19 protein-coding genes are annotated in these 16,989 nt (G+C 71.6%); 8 read left to right on the top strand and 11 right to left on the bottom strand.

From position 1 onward, the window contains the following. Positions 1-162: 162 nt before the first annotated feature. From DK412_RS17885 to DK412_RS17875, 3 genes are all read left to right on the top strand, one after another. On the top strand, positions 163-1,053 hold the full coding sequence (locus DK412_RS17885; protein ID WP_109973049.1) for an N-formylglutamate amidohydrolase: 891 nt from the start codon (positions 163-165) through the stop codon (positions 1,051-1,053). 121 nt (positions 1,054-1,174) lie between these two features. After that, positions 1,175-2,059 (top strand): CoA ester lyase, encoded by an 885-nt coding sequence (locus DK412_RS17880; RefSeq protein ID WP_109973048.1) that lies wholly within the window; start codon positions 1,175-1,177, stop codon positions 2,057-2,059. 192 nt (positions 2,060-2,251) lie between these two features. Continuing rightward, the gene (locus DK412_RS17875) at positions 2,252-2,599 is read left to right on the top strand and encodes a hypothetical protein (protein ID WP_109973047.1); all 348 of its coding nucleotides are present in this window, start codon (positions 2,252-2,254) and stop codon (positions 2,597-2,599) included. Between the two features lie 304 nt (positions 2,600-2,903). Here DK412_RS17875 and DK412_RS17870 read toward each other — a convergent pair whose 3' ends face one another. Next, a complete protein-coding gene (locus DK412_RS17870; protein ID WP_109973046.1) occupies positions 2,904-3,311 on the bottom strand; it encodes a hypothetical protein in 408 nt (135 codons plus the stop codon). Between the two features lie 469 nt (positions 3,312-3,780). Between DK412_RS17870 and DK412_RS17865 the strand changes: the two genes are divergently transcribed. The 3 genes from DK412_RS17865 (at position 3,781) to DK412_RS17855 (ending at position 5,796) form a co-directional block, all read left to right on the top strand. Further along, positions 3,781-4,167: a phasin gene (locus DK412_RS17865; RefSeq protein WP_109973045.1), complete on the top strand. Its 387-nt coding sequence runs from the start codon at positions 3,781-3,783 to the stop codon at positions 4,165-4,167. Positions 4,168-4,682: 515 nt separating this feature from the next. Beyond that, positions 4,683-5,453 carry a phasin family protein gene (locus DK412_RS17860; RefSeq protein ID WP_109973044.1) on the top strand — a complete coding sequence of 257 codons (771 nt, stop codon included), beginning with the start codon at positions 4,683-4,685 and terminating at the stop codon, positions 5,451-5,453. Between the two features lie 76 nt (positions 5,454-5,529). Beyond that, a complete protein-coding gene (locus tag DK412_RS17855; RefSeq protein ID WP_109973043.1) occupies positions 5,530-5,796 on the top strand; it encodes a hypothetical protein in 267 nt (88 codons plus the stop codon). Positions 5,797-5,967: 171 nt separating this feature from the next. Here DK412_RS17855 and DK412_RS17850 read toward each other — a convergent pair whose 3' ends face one another. The 4 genes from DK412_RS17850 to DK412_RS17835 all read right to left on the bottom strand — a co-directional run bounded on the left by DK412_RS17850 (position 5,968) and on the right by DK412_RS17835 (position 9,380). Then, on the bottom strand, positions 5,968-6,306 hold the full coding sequence (locus DK412_RS17850) for a hypothetical protein (RefSeq protein ID WP_109973042.1): 339 nt from the start codon (positions 6,304-6,306) through the stop codon (positions 5,968-5,970). 117 nt (positions 6,307-6,423) lie between these two features. Continuing rightward, a complete protein-coding gene (locus DK412_RS17845; RefSeq protein WP_109973041.1) occupies positions 6,424-7,269 on the bottom strand; it encodes a class I SAM-dependent methyltransferase in 846 nt (281 codons plus the stop codon). Further along, a complete protein-coding gene (locus DK412_RS17840) occupies positions 7,266-8,315 on the bottom strand; it encodes a lysylphosphatidylglycerol synthase domain-containing protein (RefSeq protein WP_109973040.1) in 1,050 nt (349 codons plus the stop codon). The genes DK412_RS17845 and DK412_RS17840 overlap by 4 nt, the downstream gene beginning before the upstream one ends. Before the next feature lie 177 nt (positions 8,316-8,492). Then, positions 8,493-9,380, bottom strand: a complete 888-nt coding sequence (locus tag DK412_RS17835; protein WP_109973039.1) for an alpha/beta fold hydrolase — start codon at positions 9,378-9,380, stop codon at positions 8,493-8,495. Positions 9,381-9,563: 183 nt separating this feature from the next. Between DK412_RS17835 and DK412_RS17830 the strand changes: the two genes are divergently transcribed. Continuing rightward, a complete protein-coding gene (locus DK412_RS17830; protein WP_245447040.1) occupies positions 9,564-10,178 on the top strand; it encodes a GNAT family N-acetyltransferase in 615 nt (204 codons plus the stop codon). 4 nt (positions 10,179-10,182) lie between these two features. Here the strand turns inward: DK412_RS17830 and fliJ are convergent, their stop codons facing one another. Together fliJ and fliI are read right to left on the bottom strand one after the other, a co-directional pair. After that, positions 10,183-10,590, bottom strand: coding sequence for a flagellar export protein FliJ (fliJ, locus tag DK412_RS17825; RefSeq protein WP_109973038.1), 408 nt, complete (start codon positions 10,588-10,590; stop codon positions 10,183-10,185). Between the two features lie 92 nt (positions 10,591-10,682). Beyond that, the gene (fliI, locus tag DK412_RS17820) at positions 10,683-12,035 is read right to left on the bottom strand and encodes a flagellar protein export ATPase FliI (RefSeq protein WP_109973037.1); all 1,353 of its coding nucleotides are present in this window, start codon (positions 12,033-12,035) and stop codon (positions 10,683-10,685) included. A gap of 444 nt (positions 12,036-12,479) precedes the next feature. Here fliI and DK412_RS17815 point away from each other — a divergent pair, with 444 nt between their 5' ends. After that, positions 12,480-13,181: a response regulator transcription factor CtrA gene (locus tag DK412_RS17815; protein ID WP_109973036.1), complete on the top strand. Its 702-nt coding sequence runs from the start codon at positions 12,480-12,482 to the stop codon at positions 13,179-13,181. 576 nt (positions 13,182-13,757) lie between these two features. On the opposite strand, the gene DK412_RS17810 is transcribed toward DK412_RS17815, so the two are convergent. The 4 genes from DK412_RS17810 to DK412_RS17795 form a co-directional block, all read right to left on the bottom strand. After that, positions 13,758-14,681 carry a protein-glutamate O-methyltransferase CheR gene (locus DK412_RS17810; protein WP_109973035.1) on the bottom strand — a complete coding sequence of 308 codons (924 nt, stop codon included), beginning with the start codon at positions 14,679-14,681 and terminating at the stop codon, positions 13,758-13,760. A gap of 40 nt (positions 14,682-14,721) precedes the next feature. After that, positions 14,722-15,906: a chemotaxis response regulator protein-glutamate methylesterase gene (locus tag DK412_RS17805; protein ID WP_109973034.1), complete on the bottom strand. Its 1,185-nt coding sequence runs from the start codon at positions 15,904-15,906 to the stop codon at positions 14,722-14,724. A gap of 149 nt (positions 15,907-16,055) precedes the next feature. Then, positions 16,056-16,421: a response regulator gene (locus DK412_RS17800; RefSeq protein ID WP_109975343.1), complete on the bottom strand. Its 366-nt coding sequence runs from the start codon at positions 16,419-16,421 to the stop codon at positions 16,056-16,058. 17 nt (positions 16,422-16,438) lie between these two features. Continuing rightward, entirely contained in the window at positions 16,439-16,939 is a 501-nt protein-coding gene (locus DK412_RS17795) for a chemotaxis protein CheW (protein WP_093569635.1), read from the bottom strand. Positions 16,940-16,989: the final 50 nt, after the last annotated feature.

The following is a 16,989-nucleotide window of genomic DNA, read 5'->3' as shown; positions in this document are numbered from 1 at the left end:
CAGAGTGTTGACGCCGGGCCGTCCGGGCCGGTTTCCCCCGGCGGAATTCTGACGCTGCGTCGGCCCCGTCGCCGCAGTGGACAGGCCGGGGAAGGGGCGCCAGATTAGCCGGATGAAGGTGCGATCGCGTCCCGTCCCCACCCTCCTCCTCCGGACGGCCGGATGAGCAGGGTCTCTCCCGCCAGCCTGTTCACGCCGCCCTTCCGGGTGGACGAGCCGGAGCGGCAGACCCTGCCGTTCGTCTACAACACCGGCCATTCGGGAGCGGTCTACCCGGCCTCGTTTGTGGCGGCGTCGCGGCTCGACGCGGTGGCGTTGCGCCGCTCGGAGGACGCCTTCGTCGACCGGCTCTACGCGCCCGTCGTGTCTCTGGGCGCGCCGCTGATGCGGGCCGCCTTCCCGCGGGCCTATCTCGACGTGAACCGCGAGCCCTACGAGCTCGACCCGCGGATGTTCGACGGGCGGCTGCCGCCCTTCGTCAACGTGCGCTCGATGCGGGTGGCCGGCGGCCTCGGCACGGTGCCGCGGGTGGTGGCGGACGGCCAGGAGATCTACCGCGCCCGCCTGCCGGTCGAGGAGGCGATGGCGCGGATCGAGGAGCTGTACAAGCCCTATCACCGCACCCTGAAGGAGCTGGTGGCGCGCACCGCCCGGACCTTCGGCCACGCCGTCCTGATCGACTGCCATTCGATGCCCTCGACCAGCCTCGCCCGCGACGAGGGGCCCGCGGTCGACGTGGTGCTCGGCGACCGTTTCGGCACCTCCTGTGCGCCCGATCTGGTCGACTGCGCCGAAGCGGCCTTCCGCGGCCACGGCCTGCGGGTGGTGCGCAACAAGCCCTATGCGGGCGCCTTCATCACCGAGCATTACGGCGAGCCGGCGCTCGGCCGCCACGCCCTGCAGATCGAGGTCAACCGCGCCCTCTACATGGACGAGCGCAAGCTCGTGCCGCGCCCCGGCTTCGACGCCCTGTCGCGGACCCTGACGGCGGTGGCGGAGACGCTCGGCCACGCCTCCCTCGATCTCCGGCCCCGGCGCATCGCCGCCGAGTAGGTCGTGGGAGGCGCCCTGTTCGCCTGGAGCGTGGACCGCAGGGTGGCGGAATCCGCCGGGCATGTTGCAACGCAATCGCGCGCTGCCGTAAGCAGGGATCGACCGCAAGGGAACGCCTTCGATGATCGACCTCCGCCTCCGCCGCAGCGTGCTCTATATGCCGGGCTCCAACCAGCGCGCGCTGGAGAAGGCGCGGACGCTGGCGGCCGACGCCCTGATCCTCGACCTCGAAGACGCGGTAGCGCCCGACGCCAAGGAGACGGCGCGCGAGCAGGTCTGCGCCGCGGTGCGCCAGGGCGGCTACGGCGAGCGCGAGCTGATCATCCGGGTCAACGCCCCCCAGACCCCCTGGGGCGAGGCCGACCTGCGCGCGGCGATCGAGGCGAAGCCCGACGCGATCCTGATGCCGAAGGTCTCCTCCCCGGCGGTGCTCGAGAACATCGCCGACCGGCTGGAAGCCCTCGACGCGCCGCCGGAGATCAAGATCTGGGCGATGATCGAGACCCCGGCCTCGATCCTCAACATCCAGGCGATCGCCGCGGCCCGGCGCAATCCCGGCACCCGGCTCACCTGCTTCGTGCTCGGTACCAACGACCTCGCCAAGGACACCTGGACGCAGATCGTGCCCGGCCGGGCCCCGATGATGCCCTGGCTGATGACGGCGCTCGCCGGCGCTCGTGCCGAGGGACTGACCATCCTGGACGGCGTCTACAACAACTTCTCCGACACTGACGGCTGCCGCCAGGAATGCGAGCAGGCCCGCATCCTCGGCTTCGACGGCAAGACCCTGATCCATCCGAACCAGGTCCCCCTCGCCAACGCCGCCTTCGCGCCGACCGAGGAGGAGGTCGCGGTCGCCCGCACGGTGATCGCGGTCTACGAGCGCCCCGAGAACGCCAAGCGCGGCGCGATCCAGATCAACGGCCGCATGTTCGAGCGCCAGCATATCCCGATGGCCCGCCGCTCGGTGGCATGGGCCGAGGCGATCGCTGCGAAAGGTCAGTAGTTCTTTCGCTTGCGAGCCGAATCATCCAGGCTTGACGCACGGATGGTTGCGGCGCACAAATTGTTTAGGAATAATTAACGCGTGATCTCCGGGGGCGCTCCCGGAGCCGCGCCGCCCGGCGCCGCCGGGCCCGACTTGGCGCCCCGTCCGTGTCGGCGCCGCTCCCTCGACAGATTCGCGACGGAGATGCCCATGCGCTACGCGCCTCCCGCCTTCGAGACCATCTTCCGCATCCCTGGCGAGCACCGGCTCGAAAGCGCCGGGATGCTCGGCCGCGGCGGCCGGGTGTTCGGGATGTGCTGGTTCCACCGGGAATACGACCGCGACGACCGCCTGGTCGCGCGCTACGAGACCTACGACGAGATCGGGGCGGACGGCGCGCCGCGCTGCGGCTGGCGCCGCTACGACGAGGCCGGCCAGCTCACCCTCGGCCACGAAGTCGGCATGCGCTGGGCCGCCCTGGTCGAGAGCCTGTCGCGCCGCGAGGCCGAGACGGTGCTGCAATCCCCGCGGCAGGCCGCGGAGCTCGTTCCGGCCTGAGCCTGTTTTCGAGTTCTTCCCGCCCAGAAGCCTGCCTGATCGGCGAGTCGATCGATCCGGCATCGACGGCGACACCTCTCTGCGTCATCCCGGAGCTCGCCGAACGGCGAGAACCCGGGATCCATCAACGCTGCGGTCGAAGATGAAAGCGGAGGGTATTCCGCCTCATCCTGCGCTGTCAGCGATTATGGATCCCGGGTTCCGCTGCGCGGCCCCGGGACGACGTCGAGACTGGACAATCGATCGTCCTCTCTTCGACGCGCGACCGACCGCGCCGGCTTCATTTCACCGCGCCGGCTTCATTTCACCGCGCCGGCTTCTTGGCCGCGTCGGCGGCGGGCGGCGTGATGCTGCCGGTCTGGGTCACCTTGTCCTTCGCCTGGTCGAGGCGCTTGGTCAGCGAGGCGAGGTCGCGCTGGGTGGCGGTGAGCTGCGCCTTGGCCTTGTCGCGGGTCGCGCCGAGCTGGGCGATCTCGTCCCGCGTCGCGGCGATCTTGGCCTGGCGGTCGCGCAGCTCGGCCTCGACGTCCTGGAACTGCTTGAAGCGCGCGGCGAGCGCGTCGCGCTGGCCCTCGGTCTCCGCCAGCTGGGCGCGCAGCGCGCTCCTGCCCGAGGAGGAGACGGCGTAGGCGCCCCAGCCCGACAGGGTGCCGAGGCCGAGGATGCCGGCCGCGAGGATGGCGGGATGGGGGCGGAACCGCAGGGCACGCATCGGCAGTCCTCGTCAGGTACTCGTAGGGCTGCCGGCGGCAGCCGAGGATGTCCCGAACCCGGGATCACGATTGTCCGTGAGTATCACGCTGTTTCGTTAACGCCAGATTGCCGCGATTCGGCGCCGAAAACCTTAACGAAACGTGACGTGTGAAGGCTGAGCGAGCGCGATCCGGGCATCGAGCCCGTCCGCTGCCGCATCGGCGCCGACTTGTTAGAGCAAAGCGGAGATCGATCGACGGATTCGGCTGGCGAGGGGAGATCCTTCGTCCGATCCGGGCGCGATTGATCATCCGTCGTCTCTAGCGGAGCCGCGGGGAGGGGTCGCGGTCCTAGCGCTGTTTCGCGCCGCCGCAAGCCCTCCCCCCTGCGCGACCCGTTGACTCTCGCGCTGCATTGCAGCATCGTAATTGCTGCGTCGCACAAATCCTCACGGGCGGCGCGCGTAGCGACAGCCAGAGGCAACGCCCATGAGCAGCACCCAGAAGCCCTTCGAGATCCCGTCCGAGATGCGCGACTTCGCCGAGAAGGGCGTCCAGAACGCCCGCACGGCGTTCGGCACCTTCCTCGGCTCCGCCCGCAAGCTCGCCGAGACCGTGCAGTCCTCGACCCAGACCTCGCAGACCGGCATGGGCGCCGCCGTGGCCCGCGGCTTCGACTATACCGAGCAGCACGCCACGGCGACCTTCGATCTCGCCGAGAAGCTGGTGCGCAGCCGCGACGTCAAGGAGGCGCTCGAGCTCCAGGGCGAGTACATGCGCAACCAGATGAGCGCGCTGCAGGGCCAGGCGAAAGAGTTCGCCACCCTGTCCGAGGCGATCAAGGCCGACCTGAGCAAGGCCCAGGCCAAGGCGTAATCACGCCTGGAGCTTCCACCGATCGCAGCACGATCGGCGGAGGCTCGGATCACTGATCTTGCCGCAGATCTTCGACGAACCGGGATCCGCTTCGTCGATAAGGCGCGATGACAACCCGGCCGAGGCCCGGGCCCGTCGGGAACGAGGCTCCGCCTCGTCACGAAGGCCGGGCCGAACGCCATTCCCGATCCGGCCGTCGCGACGATCGCGGACGGCAGGCCCGCGATCCACCGACGGTCCGCGGCCCAGGGAATGTGACCGACGGCGCGTCCTGTCGCGCCGCCGATCGGCCGCGCGGATTCGATCCGCGCCGACCTGCCGGTGCCCCGGACGAGCCTGCCGGCGCGCCGGCTCCGCGCGTCCGCCCCCGCATCGGGCGAGGGCGGCCGCCCGCCGGGCGACGCGCCAGGGACGCGGCGCCCGCTACTCCGAGGAGGCCGAGCCATGACCACGACGCGCCGCAGCGACAGAACCCGCAAGCCCCCCCGCCGCCCCCCGTCCGGACGGCGGCGCGGATGGACGATCCTGCCAAGTCGAGCGAACTGACCGCGAGCGAGACGACCGCCGGCGAGCCGATGTCCGACGAGGCGATGATGGACGTGACCGCCGAGATCGAGGCCCCGGCCGGGACGGAGCAGGCCGAGGCCGAGCAGCCCGACACCGCGCCGACCGCCGAGGCCGGGGGGGCGCCGGCGGAGGCCGCCGAGCCGGAACAGGCGGCCGATGCGCCCATCGCCGAGGCCATCGACGAGGCCGAGCAGGACGACGCCGAGATCGAGGAGTCCAAGGTCGACGACGCGTCGCCGGATGCCTCGATCGAGGTGCCCGTCGCCGAGGAGCCCACGGCCGAGGCGGCCGAAGCCGTCGCCCCCGAGCCCGAGCCGGCCTTGGCGCAGGATCCGGACGGTCGGGACGCTGCTCCGGCGACCGCCGAGGCGCCCGTCGCCGAGCCGGTCGCGGACGAGGCCCCCGCCGCGACCGCGGACGCGCCGGAAGCGGCGCCCGGGCAGCCCGGCGCGAAGGGCCGGGACGAGGTCCCGCTCGCCGCCATGCAGGGCTTCATCGAGATCAACGGCCGGCTCGTGGCCTTCCTCCAGGGCGAGAGCCAGGCGGCCCTCGCCTTCTGGAAGGCCGCGCTGACGGTCCGCACGCCGGGCGACCTCGCGCAGCTCCAGGCCGCCGAGATGACCCGGGCCGTCGATGCGGCGCTCGCCTGCTGGCAGGACCTCGCCCGCCGGATGGAGCGTCTCCCGGCGTTCAAGGTGCCCCGCGCCCGCGCTGCCTGATCCATTCCCGGGCCGGTCTCCTCACGGAGCCGGCCCGGGCCGCCTGCAGTTTTTGCAAAACGCGAAGGAAATCGGGATGTTGGACGCTTGGTACGCGACGGCGATGCTCGCCATGGAATCCCAGAGGGTCATCGAGCTCCGCCTGGTCAAGCTCGCCTGGGGCGGGCTGGCCGGCCAGGTCGAGGCGCAGCGGATGGTGAGCGAGAAGATCGGCGCGGCCCTCGAGGCGACCGGCACCCTGCTCGGCGGCGGCACGCCGGAAGCGGTGATTGACCGCTACCGCGAGCACGTGCGCAACAACGTCGAGCGCCTCTCCGCGCCGGCCCGCACCAGCGGTCACTGAGACACCGCCGGTCTCTCCCGCGCGACCGGCTCTCCTCGCGCTAGAGCAGCACCCGATCACGGTGCCATCAAGCGCTGCTCTAAGCAGAGTTGCACGGGGCAACTCTGCTTAGATTCTTGTTTTTGCATCATTTTCTCCGCCCGGCCGGCGGCCACTTGGTCGGACAATGCCCTAGTTGATGGCGCAGAAGCCTTCGCCGGACCCGAACACCCGACCGGTGCACCAGGGCCGCGCCGGGGCGGGAACGGGCGCGGGAGCAGCCTCGCGCGGGACGACCGGCAGAGTGGCACCGGTGGTCATCGGCTCCGGCCCGCCGGCCTCGGCCGCCGCCGTGCGCGTCCGAGGCTCCTGCGCCGGAGCCCGGCCGGTCGACCTCTCCGCCGGGGCGGCATGGCTCCGGCCCGAGACGAAGAACACGCCGCCACCGCCGCGCCGGCCCCGCGCCTCCGCGGGCGCCACCGCCGCCAGGATTCCGAGGGCGACCAGCCCGACCGTCAGACCCGCATGCATGCCCGTATCCCCCTCGCGGCCGCGACGTCAGGCCGGATGCGGGGACCACGATGGGCGTCCGGCGTTAATCCGGCATCACACCCGATTGGTGGCATTCGAGCGATTCGACTGAAAATCTCACGCCTTGCGCAGCCACAGGCTGGTCTCGAAGGCTCCCGGCGGCAGGGGCAGCCGCGCGAGGACGCCGTCGAGGGGCCAGCCGGTCCGGATCGCCACGTAGCGGCTGGCGAAGAGCGGGGCGTAGGCGCCGCCCTGGAGCAGCGTGCCGACCGGCACTTGCTCGTTGTAGCCGCGCCAGGCCCACGCGTCGGGATAGGCGTCCGGCAGGAAGATGTCGTGCAGGTGCACGAGCACGCCGGAGGCGAGACGCGGCAGCACGTCGAGGAGGAGACGGTCGACGTCGGTCCCCGGCATCGCGACGTGGCTCGAATCGATGAACAGCACGTCGCCGGGTTCGAGCGCCGCCGCCGCCTCCGCATCCGCCGGCCCGAACAGGCGCGCCTCGTGGCGCAGGCCGAGGCCGGCGAGCGGCGCGCGGGGCTCCGGGTCGATGCAGGTGATCGCGGTCGAGAGGCCGCCGTCGCGGACGGCTTGCGCGAGGAAGCGGGTCGAGTGGCCCGAGCCGATCTCGACGATGCGGCGGGGCCGCTCGCGCCGCACCAGGGCATAGGCAGCGGCGGCGTCGAGGCGCGGGAACCAGTCCTGGGCGAAGCGCGCCGGCCGCTCGCCGATGAGGCTCGGACCGCCGGCGGCGATGCGGTCGAGATCGGGGGCATGCGCTTCGATCGCCGCCAGGACCGCCCGGAATGCGGGCTCGGCCCTCAAAAAGATCGGGCGGAGGGCCGGGTAGCCCTCCGCCCGCGCCGTACCGGCATGCCGGTACGGGATCAGGAAACCGCCCGCCGGCAGGCCGAGCAGGGCGCGGAGACCGAGCCCGGCGCGGCGCAGGCGGGTGCGGCTCATACCGCCTTGCGCACCGGAACGTCGCGCAGGTCAGGGGTGATGCCGGGGCCGTCGACCGGCGGCGGCGGCACGGTGGCCGGCGACTTCGCCTTGTTGCGCAGCGCGTCGGCGAGGCGGCCGCGCTCGAACAGCAGCACCACGCCGATCGCCAGGGCGAAGGGCACGAGCAGGTAGAACAGGCGGAAGATCAGGACGGCGGCGAGCACGTCGGTCTTCGGCAGGTCCGGCATCGCCGTGATGAAGACGAGCTCGAACACCCCGATGCCGCCCGGCGCGTTGGAGACCAGCGCCACCGAGAACGAGGCGAGGAACACCGCGAGCACCACGAGGAAGCCCGGATTCCCGACCTCGGGCAGGGCGAAGTAGATGATGCCGGCAGCGCCCAGCAGCTCGAGCGGCGCGGCGATCAGCTGGCGGCCCATGATGTTGGGGCGCGGATACTCGATCTTGAACGAGCGGATGTGCAGCGGCCGGAAGTGCAGGATCGAGCCGATGACGTAGAGGGCGACGAAGCCGAGCAGGCCGAAGCCGACGAGGCGGGCCGTGGTCGGGCTCGCGAGCACCGGCGGCAGCAGGCTCGCGACGCGCTGCAGCAGCTCGGGCTCCAGCACCAGCACCAGGCCGCCGAGGAATGCCGTGCCGAGGCCGAAGGTGAAGGAGCAGAGCGCCACCAGCACCGCCACCTGGGCGGGCGAGAGCCCCTTCGACGTGTAGGCGCGGTAGCGCACCACGGCGCCGGAGAACACCGAGGCGCCGATATTGTGCGACAGCGCGTAGGTGGTGAAGGAGCAGACCGACACGAAGAGCCAGGAGATGCCCTTCACGCCGAGATGCAGGAGCGCGATCCGGTCGTACCAGGCGAGCGCGCCGTAGGCGACCAGGGTCGAGAGGACCGCCAGGGCGTAGCGGTGCGGCGGGATCGCCGCCAGGCTCGCCTTCACGTCGGCGAAGGACAGGCCCTTCAGCAGGTGCCACAGCAGGTAGACCGAGACCACGACGGCCCCGAGGCCGATGACCGGCCAGATGAAATCCTTGATCTTCTTCATCGCGGTCGTCGCGTCCCCAATTCTCGCGCGCGCTTCTGCCCGACCCTGCGGGCGACCGCAAGGACGGCCCGTCGCGGCGGGCCCCTCCTTTCATGGGATCGTGACGGTTTCGTGCCGCTTCCGCGATGCTACCGGCCGGGGCGCGCCGGTCCGCGGGCCCCGTTTAGGCTCTCCCGTTCAGGCCCCTCTGGCGTCGAGCCAGTCGAGGAGCAGGCGGGCGACGCCCTCCGAGCCGAGATCGAGCTGCAGGAAGTGGGCGATGCCCGGCACGGTGCGGTGCTGAGCGCCGTGATAGAGCGCGGTGCGCCACGTCGTCGCCGGCCAGATCATGCGGTCGTCGGCGCCGCCGAGGACCAGGGCCGGCACGCCCGCGAAGGCCGCCGAGAGCGGCAGGACCGGCACGTGGGCCTCGGCGAGCGCCACCGGGCTCTCGGCCGACATCCGGGCGGCGTAGTTCTGCGCCCGCTCCAGCGGCAGGCCCTCCGAGAACAGCCAGTGCCGCGCGAGCGCCACCGCCGGCTCGCGGCCGGGCAGGAGCGAGCCTGCCAGCGCCTCGACCCAGAAGCCCGCATCGGTCATCGCGATGCGCGGGCCGACGAGGCCGAGGCCCTCCGGCGGCAGGGAGGCCATCAGGACGAGGCCGCGCAGTGGCACGTGGCCGAGGACGCGCTGGGCCAGCAATCCGCCGAGCGAGTGCCCGACCAGTACCGGCGGCTCGTCCCACTGCGCCAGGGCGAGCGTCAGGTCGGCGAGGTAATCGGCGAGCGAGGCGGCGCGCAGGTCGCGCCCGCCCCCGCTGCGGCCGTGGCCGCGCAGGCTGACCGCCGCCGCGCGGCGGCCGCGCCGGGCGAGGTGGGGCAGGAAGATCTCCTCGAACATCCAGGCGCCCCCGAAGGCGCCGTGCACGAACAGGAGCGGCGCGCCGCGGGGCTCGCCGGCGGGCTCGGCCTCGATCCATTCGAGGGCGGGTCCGTCGCCGCGCTCGATCATGCGCCGTGTGACTTGCGCGCGCGGTTCGGTGACGACCGTGAAGCGGCGCCGGTCCCGCGCGTGGGCGTCGTGCATGGTCGTGCCTCTCAACGGTCCGGCGGCCGGCCCGATTCGTCATCTAATGGCCAAGCCCCGTTCGGCCAGTCGTCCGGACGGTGCGGAGCCTGCATCGCGACAGCGTGGCACGGGAAAGCTTGACACAAGGGAAACGGCCCGGCCCCCTCGGGGCCCGCCCTCCCGACAGGAGACATCCGCGCCGTGAGCGACCACCCGACCGACGGACCGCGCCTGAACCTCGACGGCTACACCGCTCTGCCGCCGACCCACGTCGCCGCCGTGGTGACCTACCTGGAGATGCGCGAGCCCCCTCCCCCGGGACCGCGCGAGCCCGTGCGGCTCGCGGCGATCGGCGCGGATGTCGCCCGCTACCGGGCGCTCTACGCGGCGATCGGGACGCCCTGGCTGTGGTTCGGCCGGGCCCGGATGAGCGACGACGCGCTGTCGGCAATCCTGGGTGATCCGGACGTCGAGACCCTGGCCCTCGTCGGGGAGGACGGCGATATCGGCCTTCTCGAGCTCGACCGGCGCCGGCCGGGAGAGGTGCAGCTCGCCTATTTCGGCCTCGTGCCGGGGGCGGTCGGCCGGGGCTTCGGGCGGCGGCTGATGGACGAGGCCGTGGCCCGGGCGTTCTCGCGGCCGATCGACCGGTTCTGGGTGCATACCTGCACCCTCGACCATCCCGGTGCGGTCGATTTCTACCGCCGCTCCGGCTTCCGCGCTTACGCACGAGCGATCGAGGTCGCGCCGGATCCGCGGCTCACCGGCGACCTGCCCCGCATGGCTGCCGGGCAGATCCCCCTGTTGGCGGGGTAATTCGTCAGCCCCGGGCGCGGCCCAGGCCGATCGCGTCCATGCTGGCTTGGTCGCGGGCGTTCTCGGCGGCGCGCTCGCCCGAGCGCTCGCGGTCATCGAGGATCTCGACCTTCTTCAATTCCTCGAAGGCCTCGGCGAGCGCCGCCTTCGCGGCGGCGAGCTGGACGTCGAGGTCCTCGGCCGAGCGGCGGATGTTGTCGCGGCGCTGCGCGGCCGCGCGGGCATAGGTCGGGTAGGCGAAATGGGCCGGATCGGAGATCCCGGCCCGCTGCTCCTCCTGGCCGATCTCGCGGTCGAGATCGGCGGCCATACGGGCGAAATCGGCGATCATCGCCTCGATTTGCGCGACTTTGCGGCGCTTCTCGTCGGCCTGGAAGCGGCGCAGCCGGATGAGCGTGTCCCGCGACTTCATTGGTACTCTACTCCCGACAGCGGCTTGCGGCCGAGCTGTGAGCCCGCCACGCGCCGTCACGCGGCCGCGTCGGCGGACCGCGCGACCGGCCCTCACGGCCCGCCGACGATCGCGGCGAGGCGTTCGTAACCCTCGCGGATGGAGGTTGCTTCTTCCTTACCCTGCCCCAGAAAAGCCTCCAGATCCGGCATCAGGCCGATCGCCTCGTCGACTTCCGGCGAGCTGCCCGGGCGGTAGGCGCCGAGCCGGATCAGCTCCTCCATGTCGGCATAGGTCGAGAGCACCCGGCGGGCGCGGCGCACCACGGGAAGGAAATCCGGGTCGCAGGCCCGCGGCATGGTGCGGGAGACCGAGCGCAGCACGTTGATCGCCGGGTAGCGCCCGCGCTCGGCGATGGCCCGCTCCATCACGATGTGCCCGTCGAGGATGCCCCGCACCGCGTCCGCCACCGGCTCGTTGTGGTCGTCGCCCTCGACCAGCACGGTGAACAGGCCGGTGATCGCCCCCTCGCCGGTCCCGGGCCCTGCCCGCTCGAGCAGGCGCGGCAATTCGGAGAAGACGGTCGGCGTGTAGCCCTTGGCGGTCGGCGGCTCGCCGGCGGCGAGCCCGATGTCGCGCTGGGCCATGGCGAAGCGGGTGATCGAATCGACCATGCACAGGACCTGCGCGCCGCAATCGCGAAAATACTCGGCGAGGGCGAAGGTGACGTAGGCGGCGTTGCGGCGCATCAAGGCCGGCTCGTCGGAGGTGGCGACCACCACGACGGAGCGGGCGAGGCCCTCCTCCCCGAGGTCGTCCTGGAGGAATTCCTGCACCTCGCGACCGCGCTCGCCGACGAGGCCGATCACCGCGACGTCGGCGGCGGTGTAGCGCGCCAGCATCGAGAGCAGCACCGACTTGCCGACGCCGGAGCCGGCGAAGATGCCCATGCGCTGGCCGGCGCACATCGTCAGGAAGGTGTTGATGCAGCGGACCCCGAGGTCGAGGGGCGGGCCGACCCGGCGGCGGGCATGGGCGGGCGGCGGATCGGCCTGGAGGCCGTACGCCGCGGGCCCCGGCGGCAGCGGCCCCTTGCCGTCGATCGGGCGGCCCAGCGCGTCGACGACGCGGCCGAGCCAGGCGCGGCTCGGGCGGATCGCGCCCGCGCCCTCCGCCCGCACCCGGGCCGGGCAGCCGCGGCGCACCCCCTGGAGCGAGCCGAACGGCATCGCCAGGGCGTGGGGCCCGGAGAAGCCGATGATCTCGCAGGGCACGGCGGTGCCCGCGGCCTCGTTCACCACGACATCGAGACGGCCGCCGAGCCGCATCGCCGCCACCGGGCCGGCGACCTCGATCAGGAGGCCGCGCACCGCCACCACCCGGCCGAAGGTCTCGACCTCCTCGATGCCGGCGAGCGCCGCGTGGGCGACCTCGAAACGCCCCCCCCCGGCCGCGGACCCGCTCATAAACCCTCTCCCGGCACCATCCTGTTGATACGAGGCGGTTTCCCGAACCGTGACGCTGCCATTGCCGGATTCCATCAACGATCCATTTACCCCTCTCCTTAACACTGAGGCAGATGGGATCCGCTTCGGGTGCCCGGAGGTTCTCCGGGGGCGTGGCGCGGGCGCAACATCAGGGGCGGGCCTCAATGATGCGAGTCATTTAGGCGGCCCGGCAGGAGCGCGATGCAGGTATGCTACCGCGATTCGGCCGGAACGGAACGCCAACCCGCAAGCGTCCGGACCGTCGGCGGTTTCCTAACCGCTTGCGGGACAGGAACAGGGTTTGTTAACCGTTCGGGCATAGCGTCGCGGTTCGGAAGATAACGGGCGTCCCCCACGGGCCGGTGGGAGACGGGCGGCGGGGGCTTGCCTTAACCCTTGAGGGCCAGGGCTTGGGGACCTGAGATGCGGGTACTTCTGATCGAGGACGACAGCGCGACGGCGCAGAGCATCGAGTTGATGCTCAAGTCCGAGAACTTCAACACCTATACGACCGACCTCGGCGAGGAGGGTGTCGATCTCGGCAAGCTGTACGACTACGACATCATTCTGCTCGACCTGAACCTGCCCGACATGTCGGGCTACGAGGTTCTGCGCTCGCTGCGGGTGGCGAAGGTCAAGACCCCGATCCTGATCCTCTCCGGCATGGCCGGGATCGAGGACAAGGTGAAGGGCCTCGGCTTCGGCGCCGATGATTACCTCACCAAACCTTTCCACAAAGATGAACTGGTCGCGAGAATCCACGCGATCGTGCGCCGGTCGAAGGGCCACGCGCAGTCGGTGATCACCACCGGCGACCTGGTCGTGAACCTCGACCAGAAGACGGTCGAGGTGGCGAGCGCCCGGGTGCACCTCACCGGCAAGGAGTACCAGATGCTGGAGCTCCTCAGCCTGCGCAAGGGCACCACGCTCACCAAGGAGATGTTCCTGAACCATCTCTACGGCGGCATGGACGAGCCCGAGCTGAAGATCATCGACGTGTTCATCTGCAAGCTGCGCAAGAAGCTGGCGAATGCCAGCCACGGCAAGAACTACATCGAGACGGTGTGGGGCCGCGGCTACGTGCTGCGCGAGCCGACCGAGGACGAGGACCGTATCGCGGTCTGACGACCGGCCCTCGGGCCGGACGGACGAAAGAACCCCGCTCCGGCGGGGTTTTTTCGTTGGTGGGTGGAGGGTTTGTCGAGCGGTCGACGGACGACGCACAGGCCGGGCATGACGGTCGTGATCGCACCCGGCCGGCTGCGGGATTTCGTCCAGGTTGTCCAACGGATCAGATTCCGCAGACGCTCTTCAGACCCTCCGCGTCATTCCGGGGCCGCGGAGCGGACCCCGGGAGCCATAATCGCCGAGGTCGACGAACGAGGCGGATCGCGTTCCACCTCTTCCTGAGTCGTGAGCGGTCATGGATCCCGGGTTCTCGGCTGCGCCGGGTCCCGGGATGACCCTGAGGGTTTCACTTCAGGTGAAGAGACCGCAAAGTCTCCGAAGCTTGCAGGATGTCAGGCACCGGGCTTTGGGGGCCTCGCCCGGGATCGCCAACATCCTCCTCCGCCCGCCTTGCGCAGGGCTGTGGCCGTGGGGCGGTGCGGACGACGGCCGCACGCCCGAAGGCCGGCTTCCCGCGGAAGCCGGCCCCTCTTCGCGCACGAGATCGGGCGAGGCGGCCCTGCCCCTGGGATCTCAGCGGGTCGCCCAGCGCAGGCCGGCCGCGGCCGTGGCCGCCACAGAGGCGGTCGGTGCCGCGGCGCTCGGCACCGCCAGGCTCGGCACCGGGACCGTCGCGCTCGTCCCGGCCCTGGCGTGCCGGTAGAGGCCGCGATGCTCGGGATCGGGCATCAGCGATTCGGTGATGCCGATCACCGTCTCGGCGGCGCCGAGCAGCACCGCGCCGTCGGGGGCGAGCTGGTCGGCGATGCGGCGCAGCACGTCGGCCTTGGTCACCGTGTCGAAGTAGATCAGCACGTTGCGGCAATAGACGATGTCGAAGGTGCCGAGCTGCTCGAACGGCTGCAGCAGGTTGAGCGGGCGGAAATCGACCATCTGGCGCAGACCTTCCGCGATGCGCCACTGCTCGCCCACCTGCGTGAAGTGCTTGAGCATCAGCTGCACGGGCAGGCCGCGCTGGACCTCGAACTGGTTGTACAGGCCGAGCCTGGCCTTCTCCAGCACCTCGGTCGAGAGGTCGGTGGCGACGATCTCGACCCGCCAGCCGGCGAGCCGGGGGGCCGCTTCCGCGAGCAGCATCGCCAGCGAGTACGGCTCCTGGCCGGTCGAGGCGGCGGCGCACCAGATCCGCAGGCGGCGCTGGCCGGCCCGGGCCGTCAGCGCGCCGGGCAGCAGCACGTCGCGAAACAGGTCGAACGGCGTGCGGTCGCGGAAGAAGAAGGTCTCGTTGGTGGTCATCGCCTCGACCACCGCGCGCTCGATGGCGCCGTCGCGGGCGAGCCGCAGGCAGCCGATCAGCTCGGTCAGCCCGGCGAGGTTGAAGCGCCGGCAGACCGGCGACAGGCGGCTCTCGACCAGGTAGCGCTTCTCCGCCGTGAGGGCGAGGCCGGAGCGCTGCTTGAGATAGAGGCGGAGGAAATCGAACTCGGTTTCGGTCATCGACGCGGCATCCTCCCCCGGATCCGTGGCAGGATATCCATCAGTGACCGCCGATGGCGGTGCGGAGCGCCGGGCCGATCGCCGGCAGCGGCAGGATCTCGTGGGCGTAGCCGGCCTTCACCAGGCTGCCGGGCATGCCCCAGACGGTCGAGGTCGCCTCGTCCTGGGCGAGCATGACCCCGCCGGCATCGACCAGGGCCTTGGCGCCCTTGGTGCCGTCCGAGCCCATGCCGGTGAGAATCACCGACAGGGTGGCGGCGCCATAGACCTCGGCCGCGTCGCGGAACATCACGTCGACCGCCGGGCGGCAGAAATTGACCGGCGGACCGTCGTTGAGCTGGATCACCGCCTCGGCGGCGGTGCCGGTGAGCCCCATGTGGCGTCCGCCGGGGGCGACGTAGACGACGCCCGGGCGCACCGCCTCGCCGTGCTTGGCCTCCGCCGCCGGCAGGCCGATCCGGGCGCCGAGATGCTCGGCGAAGACCGCGGTGAAGACCGGCGGCATGTGCTGGACGATCAGGACCGGCACGCGCCGCAGCGTCGCGGCGCCGATGCCCTCGAGCACCTCCCCGACTGCCCGCGGGCCGCCGGTCGAGGATCCGATGAGCAGGCAGCGCGGCGGCGTGACCCGCAGCGGGCGCGGGCGCACGCTCACCGGGACGGCCGCCGCGGCCGGGCGCGGCGCCGGGGCCGGGGCGGCGATGGCCGGGCGCTCCGGCAGGCCGACCGGGCCCGGCCGCTCGGGCATCGCGGCCGGGCGCGCCCGCGGCCGGTTGCGCAGGTCGGTCCCGAGCATCCGGATCTTCTGGACCAGATCCTCGCGGAAACTCGCCTGGGTGGTGACGCCGCGGTTGCCCTCGGGCTTGGGCAGGTAGTCGATCGCACCGAGCGCCAGGCAGCGGAGCGAGATCTCCGCGTTGCGTTGCGTCAGGGTCGACATCATCACGACCTGGAGCCCGGGGCGCTTGGCCAGCATCCGGGGCAGCGCCTGGGTGCCATCGAGCTCCGGCATCTCGATGTCGAGGAGCACGATGTCGGGCTGGACCCGGTCGAGGGCGTCGAGGGCGATGCGGCCGTTCGAGGCGGTACCGACGACCTCGCAGCCGGCTTCTTCGAGCCAGCGCGAGACCAAGCCGCGGACCACGACGGAATCGTCGGCGACGAGGACGCGGATGCGCGGTCCGGCGCTCGGTGATGGGGTGGAGGGCGCGGCGGATGCGGCCATGGCGGATCTCGGTGGGCGCGCCACGGGGCGGCCGGGGGATCGGGCCCCAGTGCGTAGCCGGGGCGTCTCGGTCGTCTCGTCGTTCGCGGGCCGCCGGGAGCGGCTCACGGCGCGGCGGGCCTCGGTCAAGGCCCGCCGCGCGGTCGGCCTCAAGCGAGACCGACCGCCTGGAGCTTGGCGGTCATGATGTCCTTGTCGAAGGGCTTCATGATGTACTCGTCGGCGCCGGCCTGGAGCGCGCGGGCGATCGACGCGACGTCGTTCTCGATGGTGCAGAACAGCACCTTCGGGTGGTCGCCCTCGGGCAGCCGGCGCAGGGCGCGCAGGACGTCGTAACCGTCCATGTGCGGCATGTTCCAGTCGAGCAGAACGGCGTCCGGCATGTGCGAGCGGCACTGCTCGACCGCCTCGCGGCCGTCCTCGGCCTCCGCGACCCGGAAGCCGAGGCCCTCGATGATCCGGCGCGCCACCTTGCGGATCACCGCCGAGTCGTCGACGATCAGGAAGGTTCTCATCCGGCCGCCCCCGGGGATCACGCCGCGCTGGCCGCTTGGCGCTCGTCGCCGAAGGCGAGGACCGCCTCGACGTCGAGGATCATCAGCAGGCGGCCGTCGAGGCGGTGCACCCCGCGCGAGACGGCGCGCCAGCGGTTGTGGAGATGGACCGGGTTCGGCTCGTAGGTGTCGGCCGAGAGCTTCATCACCTCGCCGACCTGGTCGACGAGGAGCCCGTAGGCCTCGCCGCCATGCTCCAGGCCCACCGCCATGTTACGGCCGTCGCCGGTACGGTCCGGCAGGCCGAGGCGGCGGCGCAGGCAGAGCGCCGTGACGACGCGGCCGCGCAGGTTGAGCAGGCCCTTGATCTCCGGCGGCGCCAGCGGGACGTCGGTGAGATTGGTGGCGATGAAGACGTCGTGCACCCGGTCGATCGGCAGGCCGAACAGCTCGTCGCCGAGGAGCACGGTCACGTAGTCGGTGGTCTCGCCGGTGGACGGCGCGGTCGTGCCGGCGGTGTTAGTGTTGGCGGCCATCATGGGCGGGGCTCGGGCGTAGGAGGAAGGTCGGTCCGGACGCAGGCAAGCGC

This window comes from Methylobacterium sp. 17Sr1-1 (assembly GCF_003173775.1).
In the GTDB taxonomy this organism is placed as follows: domain Bacteria; phylum Pseudomonadota; class Alphaproteobacteria; order Rhizobiales; family Beijerinckiaceae; genus Methylobacterium.
Note: the sequence above shows the minus strand (reverse complement) of the source record. Positions and strands in the feature narration are given on the sequence as shown.